General features: G+C 30.9%; 15 protein-coding genes. 9 read left to right on the forward strand and 6 right to left on the reverse strand.

The annotated features are described in order from the left end of the window. The first annotated feature begins 155 nt into the window (after positions 1-155). The 3 genes from LGK95_RS14800 to LGK95_RS14810 all read left to right on the forward strand — a co-directional run bounded on the left by LGK95_RS14800 (position 156) and on the right by LGK95_RS14810 (position 2777). The gene (locus tag LGK95_RS14800; protein WP_226125554.1) at positions 156-620 is read left to right on the forward strand and encodes an acyl-CoA thioesterase; all 465 of its coding nucleotides are present in this window, start codon (positions 156-158) and stop codon (positions 618-620) included. Positions 621-845: 225 nt separating this feature from the next. After that, positions 846-2375 carry an oxidoreductase gene (locus LGK95_RS22685; RefSeq protein ID WP_226125590.1) on the forward strand — a complete coding sequence of 510 codons (1530 nt, stop codon included), beginning with the start codon at positions 846-848 and terminating at the stop codon, positions 2373-2375. A gap of 195 nt (positions 2376-2570) precedes the next feature. Beyond that, positions 2571-2777: a hypothetical protein gene (locus LGK95_RS14810; protein ID WP_226125555.1), complete on the forward strand. Its 207-nt coding sequence runs from the start codon at positions 2571-2573 to the stop codon at positions 2775-2777. A gap of 438 nt (positions 2778-3215) precedes the next feature. Here LGK95_RS14810 and LGK95_RS14815 read toward each other — a convergent pair whose 3' ends face one another. Continuing rightward, positions 3216-3581, reverse strand: coding sequence for a hypothetical protein (locus LGK95_RS14815; protein WP_226125556.1), 366 nt, complete (start codon positions 3579-3581; stop codon positions 3216-3218). Positions 3582-4405: 824 nt separating this feature from the next. Here LGK95_RS14815 and LGK95_RS14820 point away from each other — a divergent pair. Then, a complete protein-coding gene (locus LGK95_RS14820) occupies positions 4406-5080 on the forward strand; it encodes a YczE/YyaS/YitT family protein (RefSeq protein WP_226125557.1) in 675 nt (224 codons plus the stop codon). Between the two features lie 691 nt (positions 5081-5771). On the opposite strand, the gene LGK95_RS14825 is transcribed toward LGK95_RS14820, so the two are convergent. Next, complete coding sequence (locus LGK95_RS14825; protein WP_226125558.1) at positions 5772-5963, reverse strand: hypothetical protein; 192 nt, start codon at positions 5961-5963, stop codon at positions 5772-5774. A gap of 313 nt (positions 5964-6276) precedes the next feature. On the opposite strand from LGK95_RS14825, the gene LGK95_RS14830 reads away from it, so the two are divergent. Both LGK95_RS14830 and pckA read left to right on the forward strand, forming a co-directional pair. Next, complete coding sequence (locus LGK95_RS14830; RefSeq protein WP_226125559.1) at positions 6277-6435, forward strand: hypothetical protein; 159 nt, start codon at positions 6277-6279, stop codon at positions 6433-6435. A gap of 519 nt (positions 6436-6954) precedes the next feature. Beyond that, entirely contained in the window at positions 6955-8532 is a 1578-nt protein-coding gene (gene pckA / locus LGK95_RS14835; RefSeq protein ID WP_226125560.1) for a phosphoenolpyruvate carboxykinase (ATP), read from the forward strand. 616 nt (positions 8533-9148) lie between these two features. Here pckA and LGK95_RS14840 read toward each other — a convergent pair. Then, positions 9149-9841, reverse strand: a complete 693-nt coding sequence (locus LGK95_RS14840; RefSeq protein WP_226125561.1) for a DUF554 domain-containing protein — start codon at positions 9839-9841, stop codon at positions 9149-9151. Between the two features lie 115 nt (positions 9842-9956). On the opposite strand from LGK95_RS14840, the gene LGK95_RS14845 reads away from it, so the two are divergent. Then, positions 9957-10823 (forward strand): LysR family transcriptional regulator, encoded by an 867-nt coding sequence (locus LGK95_RS14845; protein ID WP_226125562.1) that lies wholly within the window; start codon positions 9957-9959, stop codon positions 10821-10823. Positions 10824-11045: 222 nt separating this feature from the next. Next, on the forward strand, positions 11046-12218 hold the full coding sequence (locus LGK95_RS14850; protein ID WP_226125563.1) for a class I SAM-dependent methyltransferase: 1173 nt from the start codon (positions 11046-11048) through the stop codon (positions 12216-12218). A gap of 288 nt (positions 12219-12506) precedes the next feature. On the opposite strand, the gene LGK95_RS14855 is transcribed toward LGK95_RS14850, so the two are convergent. From LGK95_RS14855 to LGK95_RS22475, 3 genes are all read right to left on the reverse strand, one after another. Then, the gene (locus LGK95_RS14855; RefSeq protein ID WP_226125564.1) at positions 12507-13856 is read right to left on the reverse strand and encodes a citrate/2-methylcitrate synthase; all 1350 of its coding nucleotides are present in this window, start codon (positions 13854-13856) and stop codon (positions 12507-12509) included. 185 nt (positions 13857-14041) lie between these two features. Beyond that, positions 14042-14167: a hypothetical protein gene (locus LGK95_RS22470; RefSeq protein WP_264174570.1), complete on the reverse strand. Its 126-nt coding sequence runs from the start codon at positions 14165-14167 to the stop codon at positions 14042-14044. A gap of 1102 nt (positions 14168-15269) precedes the next feature. Then, a complete protein-coding gene (locus tag LGK95_RS22475; RefSeq protein WP_264174571.1) occupies positions 15270-15398 on the reverse strand; it encodes a CPC_1213 family protein in 129 nt (42 codons plus the stop codon). A gap of 727 nt (positions 15399-16125) precedes the next feature. Here LGK95_RS22475 and LGK95_RS14860 point away from each other — a divergent pair. Continuing rightward, complete coding sequence (locus LGK95_RS14860; protein WP_226125565.1) at positions 16126-17460, forward strand: M20 family metallopeptidase; 1335 nt, start codon at positions 16126-16128, stop codon at positions 17458-17460. Positions 17461-17534 lie beyond the last annotated feature (74 nt).

Below are 17534 nucleotides of genomic sequence, written 5' to 3' on the forward strand. Positions count from 1 at the left end.
AAAACCGTGTGAATTCAACAATTCATACCTTTTGGTTAGATAACTAACAAAAAAGTGCATACTATTTCTTTGCTTTGGAGTGATGTATACTTCATCTAAAGCAAGCAATACGAACATAAATATGAAAGAAACTTATTTATATAAGGAGGTAACAAATGGGAAAGTTATCAAGCAAATCTGCACTAACACTCGGCCAGGTAATGCTTCCAAGTCATTCAAATGTAGCAGGTAATGTATTCGGTGGAGAAATCTTAAAACTTATGGATTCAGTTGCTTATGCAGTTGCAATGAAGCATTCAGAAAGTAATGTGGTTACTGCAAGAATTGATGAAATTATGTTTCATAAACCAATTTTAATAGGTTCGGTAGTAAAGTGTAGTGGAAAAGTTGTATTTACAGGTAAAAGTTCGATTGAAGTCTATCTTACTATAGACGTAGATGATATACAAAATAGAAAAACATGTGGCAGGGCTCTTTCTGCTTACTTTACTATGGTAGCAGTTGATGAGAATAATAAACCGAAAATTATACCACAGTTAGAATTAATAGATGAAGCAGAAAAAAAAGAGTTTGAAAAAGGAAAAGAACGATATGAAAAAAGAAAATTATTGAAATATTAGCTTGAAATATTAAATATACAATATACAATATAAAAATAATTAGTAAACGGAGGATATACATATGTTTAAGAAAATGTTTGAATCAGGAAAGATAGGAAATTTAGAAATCAAAAACCGTTTGGTTGTTCCACCAATGCTCAGTGAATATGCAGATGAGAATGGTAACCTTTACTAGGGATACAACCTGTAGCTCCATCACCAATACATGATCCAGCAATCTTTGAAATCCCTCATGAATTAACAATAGACGAAGTAATAGAATTAGAGGATAAATTTGTAGATTCAATAGTAAGGGCACAAAAGGCGGGGTATGATGGAACTGAGCTCCATGGTGCTCACGGGTATCTAATTAATCAGTTTGTCTCTCCTTTTTCAAATAAAAGAACTGATATCTATGGTGGGAATTTAATGAATCGTTTGAGATTTCCTTTAAATATAATAAAGAAAGCTTACGAGAAGGTTGGGAAAGACTTTGTAATAACTTACAGAATAAGCGCTGATGAATTTGTAGAGGGTGGGCTTACTATTGAAGATTCAAAAATTATAGCTCCTATCCTTGAAGCTGCTGGAATCAAAGCAATACATGTATCTGGAGCAGTATATAAATCAGGTCATCTTCCTTCAGCACCATATCAAGCTACTACAGCTCTCTTTTCAGATTTAGCTAAGGAAATCAAATCCGTCGTAAGTATACCTATAATTGCGGTTAATAAGATAAATACCCCTTACGTAGCTGAATCTATATTAAAACAGGGGAAAGCAGATTTTGTAGCCATAGGAAGAGCTTCTATAGCTGATCCTGAATTTCCAAGTAAAGTTAGGGAGGGAAGACTCGAAGATATTATTCCTTGTATATCTTGTGATCAAGGATGCCAAGGATATATAGCACTTCAAAAACCAGTTTCATGTTTAGTGAATCCAAGAACTGGTCGTGAGGGAGAGTACAATTTAGAGAAAGTGGAAAATCCTAAAAAAGTTATGATTATAGGTGGAGGATTAGCTGGAATGCAAGCTGGAGTTGTAGCTGCTATTAAAGGGCACAAGGTTGAAATATTTGAAAAAGCTGACAGATTAGGCGGCCGATGGTTATTAGCAGCTATACCACCATCAAAAGAAATATTTAATTCATTTGTAGTATATTTAAAAGGTCAGTTAGATAAACATAAAGTCAAAGTACATTTAAATACAGAGGTTACAGAGGAACTTATAAACATTTTTAAACCAGATCATATAATTTTATCAGCAGGATCTAATCCAATTGCAATTCCGTTTAAGGGACTAGAAACAAATAAAAATGTAGTTCAAGCTAATGAAATTTTAGCAGGAAAAGTTTTACCAGGTAGAAATGTGGCTATTGTAGGTGGGGGATTAGTTGGAATGGAAACTGCGGAACATTTAGCTGTTCATAACTCATCAGTAACTGTCATAGAGATGAAAGAGACTTGCCTTGAAGAGATGGCAGGAATACCTAAAGTATTTATGATGAAGAGCTTAGAACACAACAAGGTAGCTATTAGACTGGGAACTAAATTGGAAGAAATTAAAGAAAATAGCATAGTTATAAGCAAAAATGGAGTTTCTGAGGAGTTACAAGTGGATCAAATAATCTTAGCTATAGGGGCTAGACCTAATCTCGCTCTTGACGAGATAATAAAAGGAAAATTTTCATATACTAAAGCTGGAGATATCACTGGAGTTGCAGATGGAATAGCGTCTGTAAAAGAAGGATATGAGGCTGCACTGAATATAAAATAAGATGGAATAGATTTTAATTATTTTTAATAAGGTTAATTATTGAGAAAGTTAGTAGTTGATATATTTAAAATAAAATATAATAAAATTTATGTTAAGACATAAATTTTATTAGCTTCCTTTTATAGAATCGATTAATTTCTCTTATTACCTGCTTTTAAACAGGATAATATATTTCTTTGAAGGGCAATATATAAATTGATGAAATTATTAATTGATGGAGGTATTTATATGAGTATATTTGGAGGGATTTTTAAAAACGGCGACAACATCAAAAATGAAACTACTGATCATTCTCCAAAGCTTCGTCATCGCAAAGAAGGACTTAATATTACCAAAAGTAGAGTGCAAAACGGCGAAATAGGACTTGATAAGAAAATTGTAGAATCAAAAAAAATTCTGTAGCGCGTTAGTGGAAAAGAAGTTAAATAGAAATTGATTATCTAGATTGTAATACATTTATAATACTATCAGAGGATATCGAGCCAATAAGTAGATTTTAATAGACAGGGTTGCAGAGATGCAGCCTTTCTTTTTTCGGTTTGGAGATAATTGAGAAGAGTTGACCTAGCTTAAATGTGGATAAAAACAAAAGGAATATCATAGGTAAAATAAAGATAAAATCATAAAATTTGTAAATATAAATACAGGTTACTCTCATTTAATTTTTTCTGCTCTTTAAATCTAATTTGTTTAAATCTCCATTCTAACAACATTAACTATTCATCCAATACATTATCAATGTTCTTCTTAACCCCACATCTAATGATATGGGGTTACTTGAGACGACATATAAGAAAGAAGCGTATTAACTTAACTTTTCATTTTGTTCATAACTTTAATTCATTTCAAGTTCTTTTTTATTTTAACTCTGATAATCAAGCCAATTATAAGTCCAATCAACGCAGGAAAAAAAGCAAAAAATAAGTCTATCCCATCAAATGTACTAAATACTACAAACGGAATTATTATGCCCAAAAGACCAACAAATACAGGATAAAACCAAAACAGATAACCTTTTTTCAAACTAATGATAAGGGAAGCAATCAGAGTAGTTAAAGGCATTACAATGTAAAAATTAAGCAAACAATAGCCCATTTCATCACCCGCGGAAAGAAATACTCCCCAAAGACCAATTGTAAAAAAAAATAATGCAGAAACACCATAACATAACAGCGAAATTTTTTTCGATGAATTGATATTTTTCATAATTACTCCTCCAAATAAAATATAATCTTTACGTCAACATTTACTACGATTAGATTACGACATAAACACTTACTTAATTATACTATTTTTACTGGAAATTCTATATAAGAAATTAAAATATGTTTTGTTAATAATACGATAAAAAACATTTAGTATAATAGGTAAATATATTATTTAATGATGTCATGAAAGTTAGATATATATAGGGAAAGTACGTTATTAAGATAAATAACGTACTTTATAATGCATCGAACTTCTGTTTACACAAAATTATTTACAGGCCTAAAAAAATGAGTAGGAGGGGCAATAAGGAGGAGCTATTACAATATAAACAGTATTTACTGGGTTCAACTGTTGACATCGTTTACGAAATATAGTAAAATAAAAATAAGCGAAATAAAATGAAACATAAACGAACATAAACGAACATAAACGAACATAAACGAACATGAATAAACGTTGTTGTTTAAAATATGATAAAAAAGGAAGCTTTAAAGTTATGTTTCCTGAAGAAAGAAAAAGCTTAATAAAATGGTAGAAAATAATATTGGAAATCTTATAGATGATTTTATACTTAATCAAAACAGAAAAGTGGACAAACTTATTCTAAAGTTGCAGTAAGTTAAGCAACATTACATATGAATATTTTTTTTTATTAAACCTGTTGTTTTTTTGTATTTAGGAATAATAAGTAGCCTCAAAGTGAATGTTTGCAATGCTTAATAATATTATTATTAAATTATTAAGATGCTTTTGTGTTCTCACATCTAATAAATAGGTTGCATATTAAGCAACTATAAAATATAAAGAAAGGGATGGAAAATATGACTAAAAAAATAAATCTAATTAAAAGACTAATTATATTTTTTGTAGGAATGAGTATTATACAGATTGGAGTAGCCTTGTTTTTAAAAACTAATATTGGTTCCGATCCATTTACTTTATTCACTCAAGGATTAGCATTTTTATTAAATAAAACACCCGGAAATGCTAATATGATTATTTTATTTGTATTGTTTTGCATAATACTTCTAGTTGAAAGACGTCGTATAAAGATAGGAACAATTATATGCGTTGTTGGAGTAGGACCCATTATTGACCTTGGAGTAAAGGCTGTTTCATTTTTCCCAATTGCCTCTTTAAATATTAGTATGAAAATATTTTTAGTTGTAATCGGTTGTGCTTTAATTGCAATTGGATTTTCTATACTTAAAGCAAGTGATCTAGGTGTTGCACCAAATGATATTATTCCATTTATTATAAAAGATAAAACTAATTTAGAATATCGTTGGATTCGTATGGCATTAGATGTTAGTTTTTTAATAATGGGCTTTACACTCGGCGGAATATTGGGAATAGGTACAATAATATCTGCATTGTTAATAGGTCCATTCATACAATTTTGTCTTCCGTATGGAGAAAAGTTCGTAAATGTTATTGTTAAAAATCAAACTGAAGATGAAAATGAAAATGAAGAAAGTGTATCTTTAAGGGCTTAAATTTAAAAGCTAATGATATTGCAATAATTCTTTGAGAGAGGCAGGCAAACTTAATAGCTTGAAAATAGTCGTAATTTATATTGAAATGTACCTACCAAAACATTATACCTTGCCTGTATAGGCAAGGTATAGTGTTTTGTTTTGGTATGGTACTTTACCATATCAACAATATAATTTAAATTAGCCTGAATGCTTTTCATCCATTGCAAATAAAAATGCCTCTGGTAGCTCCAGAGGTTTTTATTATTTAACTAATTTTAACTTTATAATATCGGAAGGTACTTTATTTACCCTCTTCATACTGATTAATTAATTTATAGAATGTAGTTTTCTTTAAATCTAATATTTTCATAACATCAACACCACTTATGTTGCCATGGCTTACGTCCTTTATACTTACCTTCTGTTACCGCAACAGCTATGCCTTCCATATAATTAGTTCACTTACTATAGTGAATTCAAACGAACGCCTGAATATTATTAAGCATAATAAGGCAATTATATGTAATACTTTTGTAATGCAATAGTATTACTAATTTATTTTTTATAAAAAATATAACAAACTATTAAGTGTATCAATAAACTATAGTTAAATGAGACGTTGAAAAATACCCAAAATAAAATAGTAGAACTGGTGTTTCATAGAACTCATATACATTTAACTATCGTTCTCCATTAACCGAATAACAATTTATATAACATTATAGGTTCCATTAATAAATAAAATCAAGTCGCTAATTGTACCAACACAAAAAAATATAAAATAATAACTCGCAATAGTGATTTCCTTATTAAACAGCTCTTTAAATGCTTGAATGAACAAGTTATTAAACTTAAACCAACTTAATATCCAACCAATTAAAAGAAAACTTACAATCATCATTTTTTGTCCCCCACTCTAAAAAAATTGAGTTTTGTATCTTCTTTAGTATATCATTATTATTTATATAGGTAAAATGTTAATGTCGTGAAATGAATAGTTTAACGACAGAAGACATTAATAAGTGCATGGGCAAATAAATGAGTGAAAGCAACATATTTTTTGCAAAAATATGGTATACTTATTCCATAATTACTTGTTATTGTAAAATTATAAATACTAAGGTTATTGGTTTAAAGGGGACTGAGTTACCAGATGAATTGACAGAAAATAACCTAAAGATAGTAGAAGAAATACGATCTATATCAGCGGAGATGTGTCAACAAAAAGATCACCAACAATACCAAAAGCTGCAAATATAGAAGGAACTTTAGTTAACAATTTATTAAAGGATAATAGTAATAAATTAAAAATAGCACATCCAGGCGACATCATGGAAACGGTTGCTAAGGTTAACAATGGAAAAATTATGTAAAGGTTGTTAGAACAGCGAGAAGAATAATGGAAGGTTACGTTTATACAAGAGAAAAATATTAAGATAATATGAAAGGGGCTGCATCAGCAGTAGGAATAGGACTAGGAGATATAGCTATTCTTACAGCAGGTAACAGATTTTAACTTTTACCATTTGCTCAAGTGGCTACAAGACTTGGTGGTGCAGCTACAGTTACATTAGCTATAGCAATATTAAGAATGATTCATTAGTATCATATTTAAATATTATAAAATAAGAGAAGCTTATGAAGAATGTAGTGTAAAAGTTGGATTATCTATTAAATTAGTAGAAAATTGGTATCTATATCTATATCTATATCTATATCTATATGAATCATGATTTTATAATTTTTGATGTAAATAGGTACTAATTTATCATGTAAGTATTGTTGGTGAACTAATAGCTTTAAAAATAAGAATGTTAAATTTATATTGGAGTGTTGAATAATAAATATATTTTTTTCTCGTTGTATAAAATAGTAAGGGGGAAAATTAATAAATGAATTTGAATCTGGATTATTTAAATATAAAAAATTACAATAATTTATATAGAAACATGAGCATACCCAATCTTATAGAATTTGCAATTAAAAGAGAAGAGGGTGTTTTATCAGATAAGGGAGCATTGGTGGTAAACACAGGTAAATATACTGGTAGATCTCCAAATGATAGGTTTATTGTAAAAGACAATATTACAAAAAATACAATAAATTGGGGAGAAGGAAATTTGCCAATAGATGAACATGTATTTGATAAAATTTATAATGATGTGTTAGGTTACTTAAAGCAAAAGGATTTATTCATGTTTGACGGTTTTATAGGAGCTTTAAAAGAATATACTCTTCCTATAAGAGTTATATGTGAATGTGCATACCAAGCTATGTTTTCTAACCAAATGTTTATTAGACCTAATGTTGAACAACTTTCAAATTATGCACCAGAGTTTAATATAATATCAGTTCCAGGTTTTAAGGCTAAGGGAATGGAAGATGGAATAAATTCTGAAGCTTTTGTATTAATAAATTTCTCGAAAAAAATAATTCTTATTGGTGGAACAGGTTACTCAGGTGAAATAAAAAAATCTGCATTTTCAGTAATGAATTTTATACTTCCCCAAAAGGGTGTATTACCAATGCACTGTTCAGCGAATACAGGGAATGATGGGCGTACAACAATTTTCTTTGGACTATCAGGTACAGGAAAAACCACATTATCCACTGATGCTGAAAGAAGGCTTATTGGCGATGATGAACACGGTTGGTGTAACGAAGGAGTATTTAATTTTGAAGGCGGTTGCTACGCAAAAACAGTAGGACTTAATAAGGAGAAGGAACAGGAAATATATAATGCCATAAAATTTGGAACTCTCCTTGAAAATGTAGTAATAGATGAAAATAGAACTCCAGATTATAATGATTCTCAATTTACTGAGAATGCAAGAGCAGCTTACCCAATAGATTATATAGATAATATTAATGTTAGTGATGTTTCAAGTAATCCAAGTAAAATTATATTTTTAACTGCAGATGCTTTTGGAGTAATGCCTCCTATATGTAAACTAACTAAAGAATCAGCTATGTATCATTTTATGTCTGGTTACACAAGTAAAGTAGCAGGCACAGAGAGAGGCATAACGGAACCCAAAGCTACATTTTCGGCTTGTTTTGGAGAACCATTTATGCTCTTAAATCCTGTAGTATATGCTAAGTTGCTAGGGGAGAAAATTGATAAATATAAGGCAGAAGTATATCTTATAAATACAGGTTGGATAGGTGGGGCCTATGGCAAAGGAGAAAGGGTTAATTTGTCTTACACAAGAGCTATGGTTAAAGCAGTTATGTTGGATAAGTTTAAAAATATAAAATTCTATGAGCATCCAGTATGCAAAGTCTTAATACCATTAGAATGTCCAGATGTTTCTAAAGAAATACTTAATCCTAGAAATACATGGGTTAACAAAGATGAATATGATAAAAAAGCGTATGAATTGGCAGAAAAATTTGAAGAGAATTTTAGAAGATTTAAGGACATACCCAGCAATATAATCAAAGCAGGTCCACATAAATTGGTAATTTAGTAGAATAACATAGTTTCAATTTAAGCATTGAAACTATATTATTTAAACATCTTCTATTATAAAAGATTCTTAGAATATTCTAATTCTGGATGTAGTAGAGGGGAGCTATAAATATATCTATCAAGTAAATGATAAGTATGTTGTTAATTGGTGATATTTTAGATGCAGGTAAAAAATTATTAAATAACAATCAACTTTCTTTGGCATTATTGTTAGTATAGTAGTGCAAATACGAAAACTCGAACAATATAAAATAAAGGTTGAAGCTAGTTAAATACGCTATATCCTACGACTAAATCTTAACTCTATATATAATAAAATTATTATTTAACCTTGGTTAGAAATAAATAGTTACTAACACTTAAAGTCTCAGTGAACTCATAACTGAGACTTTTTAGTTCATTAAGTAGTTAATTTTCACTTATTTTTATTTACGGTACGTGAAACAATTAAAGGTCACTCATTAAAGATATCTGGTCAAGCTAAGTTTATTATATTTGATCATCAATATTGTCAAATATAGAATTTAATTAACAAAAGCTCTGATAGTAATATCTCAGAGCTTTTTACTTCTTGTGGGAATTTTGAAGGGCAATTCTGGGGCTAATATACTGCCCTATATCAGTGTTACTATCCAGCAAAGAATTGGAACAATGATGATTGTGGGAAGATAATTTGCCACCTTAATTTTGGTAATGCCTATGATATTCAGCCCAAGTGCGATGATCATAAGGGAGCCTGCACAGGTGATTTCCGCAATGGCGGCGTCTGTCAGAATTGGTTGTAAAAAATGCGCCAGCAGAACAATGGAGCCCTGGAATACGAAAACGAAAGCGGCGGAAAACAAAACGCCGATGCCAAGACTTATAGACAACATGGTCGCTGATATCAAATCGAGCAGTGATTTTGTAAAAAGCATCTCGTTGTCTCCGGTCAGTCCTGAGTTCAGCGAGCCTACAATCGTCATGGCGCCGATACAAAACAAAAGGCAACCCGTAACAAAGCCCTCGGCGACCGAAGCGGAGTTGTCGGAAGATTTCTTGAAATGTGTTCCAATCCACTCGCCCAAAGCGTTTACTTGCTTGTCAATATCCAGCCATGTCCCTATGATGGAGCCAATGACGATGGAAATGATAAGAATCAGAGTGTTTTCGCCTTTTAGTGTGCCGGATATTCCAATGTAAATGGTGCATAGCCCTATACCAAGCATGACTGCATCAGTAAACTTTTTAGGGATTCCTTTCTTGCATAGCAGGCCGACAAGACTGCCTATGATAACGGTAGCTGTGTTGACTAGTACTCCTATCATCTTGAATTCTCCCTTCTGTTATTTGATATAAGTATACTATTGCTCTTGCCACTTGTAAAACGACGCATTATAATAGATCTATTAGAATTTCTCATAGATGTGACGGAGGTGGGATATGGAATCAAATAAGGTGAAAGCGCTGCTTATAGCAGTGCATATGGGTAGCTTTACAAAAGCAGCGGAGAAGCTTGGTTATACCCAGTCGGGGCTTACGCACATGATGAACAGTCTGGAAAAAGAGATCGGCTTTCAGCTTTTGCAACGTGGACGCTTCGGTGTCAGTCTCACGTCTGATGGTCAGCGACTGCTTCCAATGCTACGGGAGTTTTTGAAGTGGGATACAAAAATCCGTTCCGAAATCGTTTTGATAAACAAGCAAAAGAAGGGAAATATTCGCATCGGAGCCTATTCCAGCATCTCAAAGCACTGGCTTCCAACCATTGTCAGAGATTTTCAGAAGCTCCATCCGGATGTCAACTTTGAGATTAAGGTAGGTGGCATGGATGAGATTTATGCATGGCTGAACAATTGCGAAGTAGAGCTGTGCTTTGTCAGCAGTTACGCGAAATACAACTATGAATTTATCACACTGAAGGACGATCAGTATATGGCAGTGCTACCGGAGGGTTATCCATTGGAGAGTGCAATACAATTCCCAATCGAGAAAGTAGATGGAGTAACATTTATTATGCCATCCTTTGGGACAGATAACGATGTGCAGGTGGTGCTGGACGAATTCAACATCAAGCCTTTTGTCAAGACAACATCTGTAGACGACTCTGCTGTTCTGTCCATGGTGGCCCATGGCTTGGGTGTCAGCATATTGTCGGAGTTGGTGCTGAGAGGGCACAATGAGAACGTGATCACCGTACCGTTGCAACCTGCATCCTATCGTCAGCTGGGTATCGCGATGCGGTCATTCAAAGAAGCAACACCAATGGCGAAGAAGTTTATCGCACTAGCAAAAATAGCTGATTTGTAAATTTAATTTATTTGCATGCAACGTCAAATTAGCGTAATCTGGCATTAAACTATCTACAATATTAATTAACATTAGCATATTCATATTGTGAATTTAGGATATAATAATTAATAAACCTACTTACAAAAGAAAAATTTTTGGAAATGGATACATCTTCATTAGATCATAAGAATAAAGTTAGATATTGCCATAGATAATTAAAATAGAAAGAAGGCTAGATTTGTGTTTATAGATAAACTGTTTTATAAAACATTATTTAAAAGTTTATTTGCTGATCCTTTTGATGTTGAATTTTGGGATGGAGAGGTAAAAAAGTACGGTGAAGGAGAGAGTAAATTTCAAATAATTTTAAATGAACCTATTGCTAAAGCAGCTATTATTAATAATCCTTCTATAGCTTTAGGCGAAGCTTACATGACTAAAAAATTAGATATAAAAGGAAATATACAGGAGATTTTAGAATCATTATATAATAGCAAGGAAAGTTTTATGGGTAATAATACTAAATGTGTAGATATAGTCAAGAAGATAGTTCATAATGTTAAAAACAACAAAAATAATATCCAATATCATTATGATATTGGTAATGATTTTTACAAACTGTGGTTAGATGATACAATGACTTATTCTTGTGGATACTTTAAATCTCCAAACGATTCCTTAAGTACAGCTCAAAACAATAAAGTAGAACATATCTTAAAAAAATTATATTTGAGTGAAGGAGATACATTACTTGATATCGGTTGTGGTTGGGGTGAATTAATTATTGCTGCTGCAAAGGAATACAAAGTAAAGGCTATGGGAATAACTTTAAGTTTTGAACAGTTTAACAAGGTTAATGAGAGAATAAAACTTGAAGGATTAAGTGATCTTGTTGAAGTTCAGCTTTTAGATTACAGAGAACTAAAAAACAGAAAATTTGATAGGGTAGTTAGCGTAGGTATGGTAGAACATGTAGGACAGGAGAATATTATAGATTATTTCGCTGCTGTAGATAATTTACTAAATGAAAAAGGTGTATCTTTACTTCATTGCATAACAGGTATAGATGAAGGTGGTAGAGACGCTTGGATAGATAAGTATATTTTCCCGGGAGGATATATACCTGTACTTAAGGAATTAATATCTAATATTGGAGATAAAAAATTTCAAGTGATTGATGTAGAAGGTCTCAAAATGCATTATGGAAGAACACTCGAGCATTGGGCAATAAATTTTGAAAATTCATTGTCTGAAATAAGTAAAACTAAGGATGAAACTTTTATAAGAATGTGGAGATTATACTTAAATGCATGTGCAGCATGCTTTAATTGTGGAAATATTAACATTCACCAAATTTTATTTGCTAAACATAATAATAATTTACCTTGGACTAGAGATTATATGTACAAATAATTTTATGATTTATAAATTAAAGGCATATTCTATAGTGCTTTTTTAGTGTTCTTGGCATAGACGTTTACTCATCGGTTAAAGTTTGATACGGGAGCAGATAGTGCCATCCGTTAACTAAAGACAATTGTACCCTAAGTATTTCTTAGAAATGAATTTTATGGTGTTTTTGCTATGAAGGAGTATAGGAAAGACGAGGTCACTGCCTTTTACAGCAGTGCCTTAGCTTAACTACATTTATACTAAGCTTCTTCTTGAAATATTGGAGCTTCTATTATGAAATTACTATATTTATCTATCGATTAATGGAACGTAAGTACTACTTCGTACAACACATTTATATGAAGGTCTAATAATTTTACCATTGTTTATTATTTCCTCAAGCCTGTGAGCACTCCAACCAGCTATTCTTCCTATAGCAAAAATAGAAGTGTACATCTCATCTGGTATACCAAGCATTCTATATACAAAGCCTGAGTAGAAGTCTACGTTAACACTTACACCTTTGTAAATTTTTCGTACACTGGAAATTACTTTAGGTGCTAGTTCTTCTACTTTTGCATAAAGATTGTATTCATCCTCTAGACCTTTTTCCTTAGCAAGTCTTGCAACATATTTTTTAAAAATAACGGCTCTTGGATCAGATATAGAATAAACGGCATGACCTATTCCATAGATTAGGCCAGTTTTATCAAAGGCATCTTTAGTAAGTATTTTTAATAAATATTTTTCAATTTCCGTATCATCTTTCCAATTACTAACATGTTCTTTCATATCTTCAAACATTTCAACAACTTTTATGTTTGCACCTCCATGTCTTGGTCCTTTTAAAGAACCAAGCGCGGCGGCTATAACTGAATAAGTATCGGAACCCGCCGAGGTTATAACATGTGTAACAAAGGTGGAGTTATTACCACCACCGTGCTCTGCATGAAGCACTAGGGCAAGGTCAAGTAATATAGCTTCAAGTTTTGTGAATTTACCATCATCTCGGAGCATGTACAAAACATTTTCAGCAGTACTTAGATCCTCGCGTGGGCTACGAATAAGCAAATTGTTATTATTATGATAATGTGATAGAGCATGATAACCATAAACCACTATAAGTGGGAAACAAGCAATCAATCTCATACATTGCTCTAAAACATTGTTTACAGAAGTATCTTCAGCTTTATCATCTATGCTATAAAGCGCTAATATACTCCTTGCTATTGAGTTCATTATATTTTTACTTGGCATTTTTAATATCATATCTCGTACGAAATCGTCAGGAAGATTTCTATATTTAGAAAGTAAATCTACAAAATTTTTAAGTTCTTCTTTTTTAGGAAGATCACCAAAAAGTAGTAAATAGCATGTCTCTTCAAATCCAAATCGACCATCTTTAAGAAAACCGTCTACTAGACTTTCAATGCTTATGCCTCTATATTCTAAAGAACCTGCAACGGAGATCATCTTGTTATTTTTGAAGGTAGAAGAATTAACCTGACTGATTTCCGTTAAACCTACTAGCACCCCATGACCATCAAGATTTCTAAGCCCTCGCTTAACTTGATATTTAAGATATAGTTCTGGTTCTATAAAACTGTTTAATTTCTCAGGAATTGTATTTTTAAATTCTTGCAATTTATTAATATCCATAATATCACACCTCGCAAAATAGTTCTTAAATATAATTTATTGTTCATAAACAAGAGCATCGCTACTCTTGTTTATGAACAATATAAGAATGTTGTGAATTAATTTAAAGAATATTTAGGTTTATTATTATCCAAAAACATTTTTTATTCCAACTAAAATAACAAACATCCCAAATGCCTTTTTAGCTATTCTTTAATTACAATTAATTTCCAATTATCATCAACAATTTTATAATATTCCTTTCCCTCTTTATAACATATAACTGCCTCTGTATCATTATTTATGAAATTCAATGTATCAATTTTATTCAATGAGTTACCAAACCGTTCTATGAATTGTTCTCGTTTATCCTCTATTTTAAATACCTCCTCAAAGTTGCTTGTACGGTCATTTTGAAATCTAATTGTTTACAATGAGTTTATCCATTTATCTTTTAGTTTTGCTAATCAATTCTTATGCTATGATTTATACTCAATGGATTATTTAATACATATCTTGCAATTATATGAACTCAATATAATATTAATATTCATTATATTGGATATTGTTAATATTTATCAGGGAAAAAACTAGCGTTTTGAGCGAATTATAATGATAAAAGCTTGGATGCTATAAATTCCTCCCATTTCATGAAAATTATGATAATAACGACTCATTAACATAATACATGGTTAAACTTATATATTTATATACTTATATATAAAGTTTATAAAACATGCAAAGAACTAAATCTAAACCATATTTACTGACGGTTTATTACCAATAAACTTTTTTTCAATTATAAAAGGATATTATGAATGTTGTTGAATTATGTAAATAAGATTGTTTATTATTAGTAATAAATTTATATTGCATAATGTCTATAATGTGAAGGTAGAAAATTGAGAATTTAGATATGAATAAATAATATGGTATTAAAAAATAAGGTTGGAGGTGATTTAATGAATAACTTAGATAAAGAGAAAAAAATATGGGGTAAACAAAAAGCTATGGGGAAGAAAAAGTTTGTATAAATCTATGGAGTATTAATTTTTGGAGGAATTAGTGCTTTAGTAAACTTTATACTTACTATACTTTTCATTTCAACTTCAATAAGTAATATACTTGTTAATGTTATAGTCTATACGATTAGTATTTATAACCTTAGCATTAAGTTGCTTTGATTATAATTTTATAATAAAGGATGGGGTAGGTTTTTAAAAAGATCACAACCAAAATTATGTCTCATTTGAGTAAACAAATCCACAAGATTTTAAGAAATCTTGTGGATTTGTTTATAATTATTGTATTAGATTGACGATGTAGTATTATCTCTGAATACCAGAATTGAGCCTAAGTTGTTTTCCTTTATAATCGTGCTGCTTTTTTAACAGTATAAGGTAACACTGCTCTTTGATCTCTCTTTTATTTATTCTAATCTTTTTTTTCCATATGATCAAAAACTACTCTTGCACTTTCTTCATTGCCATGCTTGATATTTTTTTTCTTAAATTTTTTGTCTTCTTTCTTATTATTTTTAGTTGCACTCATTTTATTATCCATTTACACTTCTCCTATCTTCAATATTTTACTTATTAAACACTCACTTGTGTTTAAACAGTTATATATTATTTTCAACATTTTTTTAAAAAATATACAATATAATAAAAAAAGAATAAATAATGGCCTCAATATGGGGACATTCAGATATTTTGTTTAAGGTGCACTCACGTGGCAAGTGGCATCTTTAGAATCAAAAAGAGGGATCATTATATAAAAATTGAAAAAATGAGTGATAACTATTACATAACAATAAAACAGAAAAATGCAATAAACATTAAAAGAAACTGCATAAAACTTGACTTGAGTATAAAAAAGCAGTATTATAAGTAACAATTAATCGATTAAGAATTAGAAAATATGAATGATAAATTAACGAGGTAATTCATTTTCAAAACAATTGTTAGCGGTATGATTTGCAATTGATTTCCATAATTATTTTGAATAACAAGCGAAATAGTGGATAGTAAGGCAAAAATCAAAAAAATAGAATTAAAAAGAATAAGAAAATATGAAATAAATAAGCATAATGATTTATGATATATTAAAAAAATCATTTTATATACAAATGATTAATAAATAAATAAAAATGCATTCACGATTGAAATGAAGAAATGAAACTTTAAAACGTCGGTTTTGAATTACTTGCATGAGATTTTATCATAACTGAAAAGTTTATAGAAATTCTTGTAATGGTAATTGTCATTGATATTTAGTTAATTACAAGGTTATGCAATTAACAATTATATTTAGAGAGGAAGATGAGACAAAAATGTTACAGCATAACTTACAAATAGCTCAAGATACTACAGTATATGAAGAAAACATAACATCTGAAGCAATTAACTTAATGAAAGAGTTAATCTCAAGACCCAGTCCTTACTTTCACGAAGGTGCTATCATGGATTTTACATACAGTTGGTTTCTAAAAAATGGTATGAATGCATACATTCATGAATACTATGAACCTAAAATTACTGGGTTTAAGGGTGAAAATGTTATCTGTGAGATTACTGGAGAAAGTGATGGTCCGATTATATGTATTAATGGTCATATGGATACAGTTAATCTTTGTAATGGGTGGTCTAAGGATCCTTATCAAGGATTAGTAGAAGGAGATAGAATTTATGGACTTGGTGCTCTTGATATGAAATCAGGTTGTTGCGCTTCTATGCTTGCTATTAGAAAATTTCATGAGCTTAACAAAAGATTTCACGGAAAGATTATTGCAACTTTTGTTTCTGATGAAGAGGGTCCTTATGGGCTTGGAACAAATGCTTTAATTGAAGACGGAATACTTGAGAATGTAGATTTTTCAATTATTGCAGAGCCAAGTGATGCTTTTAATAATAAATCTTTCCCAGATGTTTCTCTTGGTGCAAGAGGTGGTTATGGTCTTGAAGTTGAATTTTTCGGGAAAGCGGCTCATGCAGCTCTACCTGATTATGGTATAAATGCCGCGGTGGATGCTGGAAAATTCATGTGTGAATTAGGAAAAATTGATTATATTGAAACAGCATTTTTAGGAAAGGGTGTTGCATGTGTTATTGCTGTAGAGAGCGATGGGGGAGCTTGTAGTGTTCCAGATTATGCTAAAGTCAAGTTGTTTTGGCATATTGTAATAGGTGAAAATGAAAAGACAATAGAGAATTATATTAAGGATGCAATAAAAAGAGCAAATATTAAAAGTACTTTTAAAATTTCTTTTAGAGATGCGCCAACAGATGGCAGCAAGGGATTTATGCCGTTTATTGTAGCAAAACAAAATCATTTCGTTGCTGCCTTCTTAGAATCAGTAAAGGATACTTGCGAATGCGAAGCAAGTGTATCTTATTTTAAAAGCATAGGTGATTTTAACTACTTAGGTTCTAGGTTAAATGCACCTGCAATTATTTTTGGTACTGATGGTGAAAACTTTCATGCTGCTGATGAATATGCAACCATAAGTTCTATTGTTAAAACTTCAGATATCATCTATAACTTTTTAGATAAAGTGCTTAGTGACAATAGTAACTCAAGTTTTGGTGAAAATTCTCTTTCGGTAAATGGATTAAAGGTCTGCTAACAATATAAAATGATTGCTTAACTATCAGAAAATTAATATTATCGTGGACTTATAAATATAATAAATAGAAAGTG

Source organism: Clostridium algoriphilum, from assembly GCF_020443705.1.
GTDB lineage: Bacteria > Bacillota > Clostridia > Clostridiales > Clostridiaceae > Clostridium_AD > Clostridium_AD algoriphilum.

Excerpts from the sequence above, each read along its gene's own strand:
- LGK95_RS14800 (WP_226125554.1), top strand. The coding sequence starts at position 156 with ATGGGAAAGTTATCAAGCAAATCTGCACTAACACTCGGCCAGGTAATG.
- LGK95_RS14815 (WP_226125556.1), bottom strand. The coding sequence starts at position 3,581 with ATGAAAAATATCAATTCATCGAAAAAAATTTCGCTGTTATGTTATGGT.
- LGK95_RS14820 (WP_226125557.1), top strand. The coding sequence starts at position 4,406 with ATGACTAAAAAAATAAATCTAATTAAAAGACTAATTATATTTTTTGTA.
- LGK95_RS14825 (WP_226125558.1), bottom strand. The coding sequence starts at position 5,963 with ATGATGATTGTAAGTTTTCTTTTAATTGGTTGGATATTAAGTTGGTTT.
- pckA (WP_226125560.1), top strand. The coding sequence starts at position 6,955 with ATGAATTTGAATCTGGATTATTTAAATATAAAAAATTACAATAATTTA.
- LGK95_RS14840 (WP_226125561.1), bottom strand. The coding sequence starts at position 9,841 with ATGATAGGAGTACTAGTCAACACAGCTACCGTTATCATAGGCAGTCTT.
- LGK95_RS14845 (WP_226125562.1), top strand. The coding sequence starts at position 9,957 with ATGGAATCAAATAAGGTGAAAGCGCTGCTTATAGCAGTGCATATGGGT.
- LGK95_RS14855 (WP_226125564.1), bottom strand. The coding sequence starts at position 13,856 with ATGGATATTAATAAATTGCAAGAATTTAAAAATACAATTCCTGAGAAA.
- LGK95_RS22475 (WP_264174571.1), bottom strand. The coding sequence starts at position 15,398 with ATGGATAATAAAATGAGTGCAACTAAAAATAATAAGAAAGAAGACAAA.
- LGK95_RS14860 (WP_226125565.1), top strand. The coding sequence starts at position 16,126 with ATGCAATTAACAATTATATTTAGAGAGGAAGATGAGACAAAAATGTTA.